Origin of the sequence: Cryobacterium tagatosivorans, from assembly GCF_004402215.1 — a bacterium.
Taxonomy (GTDB): Bacteria; Actinomycetota; Actinomycetes; order Actinomycetales; family Microbacteriaceae; genus Cryobacterium; species Cryobacterium tagatosivorans.
In genome coordinates, this window is record NZ_SOEZ01000032.1 from 1 (window position 1) to 3,840 (window position 3,840).

Sequence of the window (3,840 nt, forward strand, 5' to 3'; positions counted from 1 at the left end):
TTTCTAAGTTAAGTCCGGCGGTGTCCTACTCTCCCACAGGGTCCCCCCTGCAGTACCATCGGCGCAAAGAGTCTTAGCTTCCGGGTTCGGAATGAGACCGGGCGTTTCCCTCTTGCTATAGCCGCCGAAACACTTTTCGATGTTTCGAACCTATATTTTTAGTTATAGAGCCCGGTGTCTATAAGACACGTGGGGCGTTGTTCTCGACCGTACATCGAGAACCACATAGTGGACGCATAGCAGCTTATTCAAACTGAGTGTTATCAAATTATCGGCTTATTAGTACCGGTCAGCTTCAAGAGTCTTTAGTCCTCTCTTCCACATCCGGCCTATCAACGCAGTAGTCTAGCTGCGAGCCTCTCCCCCGAAGGGATGGAAATCTCATCTCGAAGCCGGCTTCCCGCTTAGATGCTTTCAGCGGTTATCCGTTCCGAACGTAGCTAATCAGCGGTGCTCCTGGCGGAACAACTGACACACCAGAGGTTCGTCCATCCCGGTCCTCTCGTACTAGGGATAGATCTTCTCAAATTTCCTGCGCGCGCAGCGGATAGGGACCGAACTGTCTCACGACGTTCTAAACCCAGCTCGCGTACCGCTTTAATGGGCGAACAGCCCAACCCTTGGGACCTACTCCAGCCCCAGGATGCGACGAGCCGACATCGAGGTGCCAAACCATGCCGTCGATATGGACTCTTGGGCAAGATCAGCCTGTTATCCCCGAGGTACCTTTTATCCGTTGAGCGACAGCGCTTCCACAAGCCACTGCCGGATCACTAGTCCCGACTTTCGTCCCTGCTCGACTTGTCAGTCTCACAGTCAAGCTCCCTTGTGCACTTACACTCGACACCTGATTGCCAACCAGGTTGAGGGAACCTTTGGGCGCCTCCGTTACTTTTTAGGAGGCAACCGCCCCAGTTAAACTACCCACCAGGCACTGTCCCTGAACCGGATTACGGTTCGAAGTTAGATATCCAATATGACCAGAGTGGTATTTCAACGTTGACTCCACCTGAACTAGCGTCCAAGCTTCACAGTCTCCCACCTATCCTACACAAGCCACACCGAACACCAATACCAAGCTGTAGTAAAGGTCACGGGGTCTTTCCGTCCTGCTGCGCGTAACGAGCATCTTTACTCGTAATGCAATTTCGCCGAGTTCGCGGTTGAGACAGCTGGGAAGTCGTTACGCCATTCGTGCAGGTCGGAACTTACCCGACAAGGAATTTCGCTACCTTAGGATGGTTATAGTTACCACCGCCGTTTACTGGGGCTTAAATTCTGAGCTTCGCTTGCGCTAACCCTTCCTCTTAACCTTCCAGCACCGGGCAGGCGTCAGTCCGTATACATCGTCTTGCGACTTGGCACGGACCTGTGTTTTTAGTAAACAGTCGCTTCCCACTGGTCTCTGCGGCCTTCGAACGCTCCAGGAGTAAATCCCTTCACGCCTCAGGCCCCCCTTCTCCCGAAGTTACGGGGGCATTTTGCCGAGTTCCTTAACCACGATTCTCTCGATCTCCTTAGTATTCTCTACCTGATCACCTGAGTCGGTTTGGGGTACGGGTGACTTGAACCTCGCGTCGATGCTTTTCTTGGCAGCATAGGATCACTGATTTCGCCCTTACGGGCTACCCATCGGGTCTCAGGCATCGTGAACGACGGATTTGCCTATCGTTCGCCCTACATCCTTAGACCGGGACAACCATCGCCCGGCTCAGCTACCTTCCTGCGTCACACCTGTTAATACGCTAACCGCACCAGCATAGGGTCGTGCGCTAGGCCCACCCCCGCAGCCCGAAGGCGTTGGTCAGTGGGATTCAGACACTTAGCATTACTGGATTAGCTTGGACGGTTCTTCATCAGTACGGGAATATAAACCCGTTGTCCATCGACTACGCCTGTCGGCCTCGCCTTAGGTCCCGACTTACCCAGGGCGGATTAGCCTGGCCCTGGAAACCTTGATCTTTCGGAGGACGGGTTTCTCACCCGTCTTTCGCTACTCATGCCTGCATTCTCACTCGTGTAGCCTCCACGGCTGGTTTACACCGCCGCTTCGCTGGCCACACGACGCTCTCCTACCCATCAACACGGCTGAACCAACCACACAAGGTGGCGGCTTACCAAAAATATTAATGCCACAACTTCGGTGGCGTGCTTGAGCCCCGTTACATTGTCGGCGCGGAATCACTTGACCAGTGAGCTATTACGCACTCTTTCAAGGGTGGCTGCTTCTAAGCCAACCTCCTGGTTGTCTGTGCAACTCCACATCCTTTCCCACTTAGCACGCGCTTTGGGACCTTAGTTGGTGGTCTGGGTTGTTTCCCTCTCGACGATGAAGCTTATCCCCCACCGTCTCACTGCTGCGCTCTCACTTACCGGCATTCGGAGTTTGGCTGACGTCAGTAAGCTTTTGGGCCCCATCGGCCATCCAGTAGCTCTACCTCCGGCAAGAAACACGCAACGCTGCACCTAAATGCATTTCGGAGAGAACCAGCTATCACGAAGTTTGATTGGCCTTTCACCCCTATCCACAGCTCATCCCCTCCATTTTCAACTGAAGTGGGTTCGGTCCTCCACGACGTCTTACCGTCGCTTCAACCTGGCCATGGATAGATCACTTCGCTTCGGGTCTAGGACATGCGACTGAATCGCCCTATTCAGACTCGCTTTCGCTACGCATTCCCCTCTCGGGTTAAGCTCGCCACATATCACTAACTCGCAGGCTCATTCTTCAAAAGGCACGCTGTCACCAGAACATGCTGGCTCCAACGGTTTGTAAGCAAACGGTTTCAGGTACTATTTCACTCCCCTCCCGGGGTACTTTTCACCTTTCCCTCACGGTACTTGTTCACTATCGGTCATGTAGGAGTATTTAGGCTTATCAGGTGGTCCTGACGGATTCACACGGGATTTCTCGGGCCCCGTGCTACTTGGGATACTCTTCGGGCGATTGCTGCATTTCGACTACGGGGTTCGCACCCTCTATGACCAGGCTTTCAATCCTGTTCGTCTATACAACGTTCTAACCCTCACTGTTCGGCAGAAGCAGCAGAAAAGTCCCGCAACCCCGACCATGCAACGCCTGCCGGCTATCACACATGATCGGTTTAGCCTCATCCGGTTTCGCTCGCCACTACTAACGGAATCACTATTGTTTTCTCTTCCTGTGGGTACTGAGATGTTTCACTTCCCCACGTTCCCTCTACCCGCCCTATATATTCAGGCGGGAGTCACCAGGTCACCTTGCGGGCCTGGCGGGGTTTCCCCATTCGGAAATCCTCGGATCAAAGTTCGTTTATCAACTCCCCGAGGCTTATCGCAGATTACTACGTCCTTCTTCGGCTCTACATGCCAAGGCATTCACCGTTTGCTCTTAGAAATTTGAAATCACATGAGTTTGAATCGATTAAGTGTCGCGAATAAATTCGCGACCGAAATTGACCAATGATCAACGCATCACACCCCCGAAGAGGCGATATCTGCGTTGGTCTTTGTAATTTGCTGCCCGAAGGCAGTCAAATTTAAGATGCTCGCGTCCACTGTGTAGTTCTCAAAGTACGGGCGGTACCNCTCAAAGTACGGGCGGTACCTCCGCTCATCCCCGAATGATGGGAACAAGAAAAGGTCCAGAAGGAAAGGTTCAGGCCGGCTTAGCCAGCTTGTTCCGGTCCCTCAGGACCCAACAGCGTGCGCATGCAAACCCGCCAGGACCAACCCTTTCCGATTCCCGAAGGAATGTACTTGGATCGAACCGTTTGGTTCTGCATCAATGTCAATGTTCCACCCATGAGCGCCACCGGAAAACGTGTGTTTCCGAAATGGCTTGGCACCTGTGATCTCCCT

At 53.2% G+C, this 3,840-nt stretch carries 2 rRNA genes; both read right to left on the bottom strand.

The annotated features are described in order from the left end of the window. Positions 1–12: 12 nt before the first annotated feature. Positions 13–129 (bottom strand): 5S ribosomal RNA (gene rrf / locus E3O23_RS05985). A 130-nt stretch (positions 130–259) separates the two neighbouring features. After that, a 23S ribosomal RNA gene (locus E3O23_RS05990) occupies positions 260–3,384 on the bottom strand. Positions 3,385–3,840: the final 456 nt, after the last annotated feature.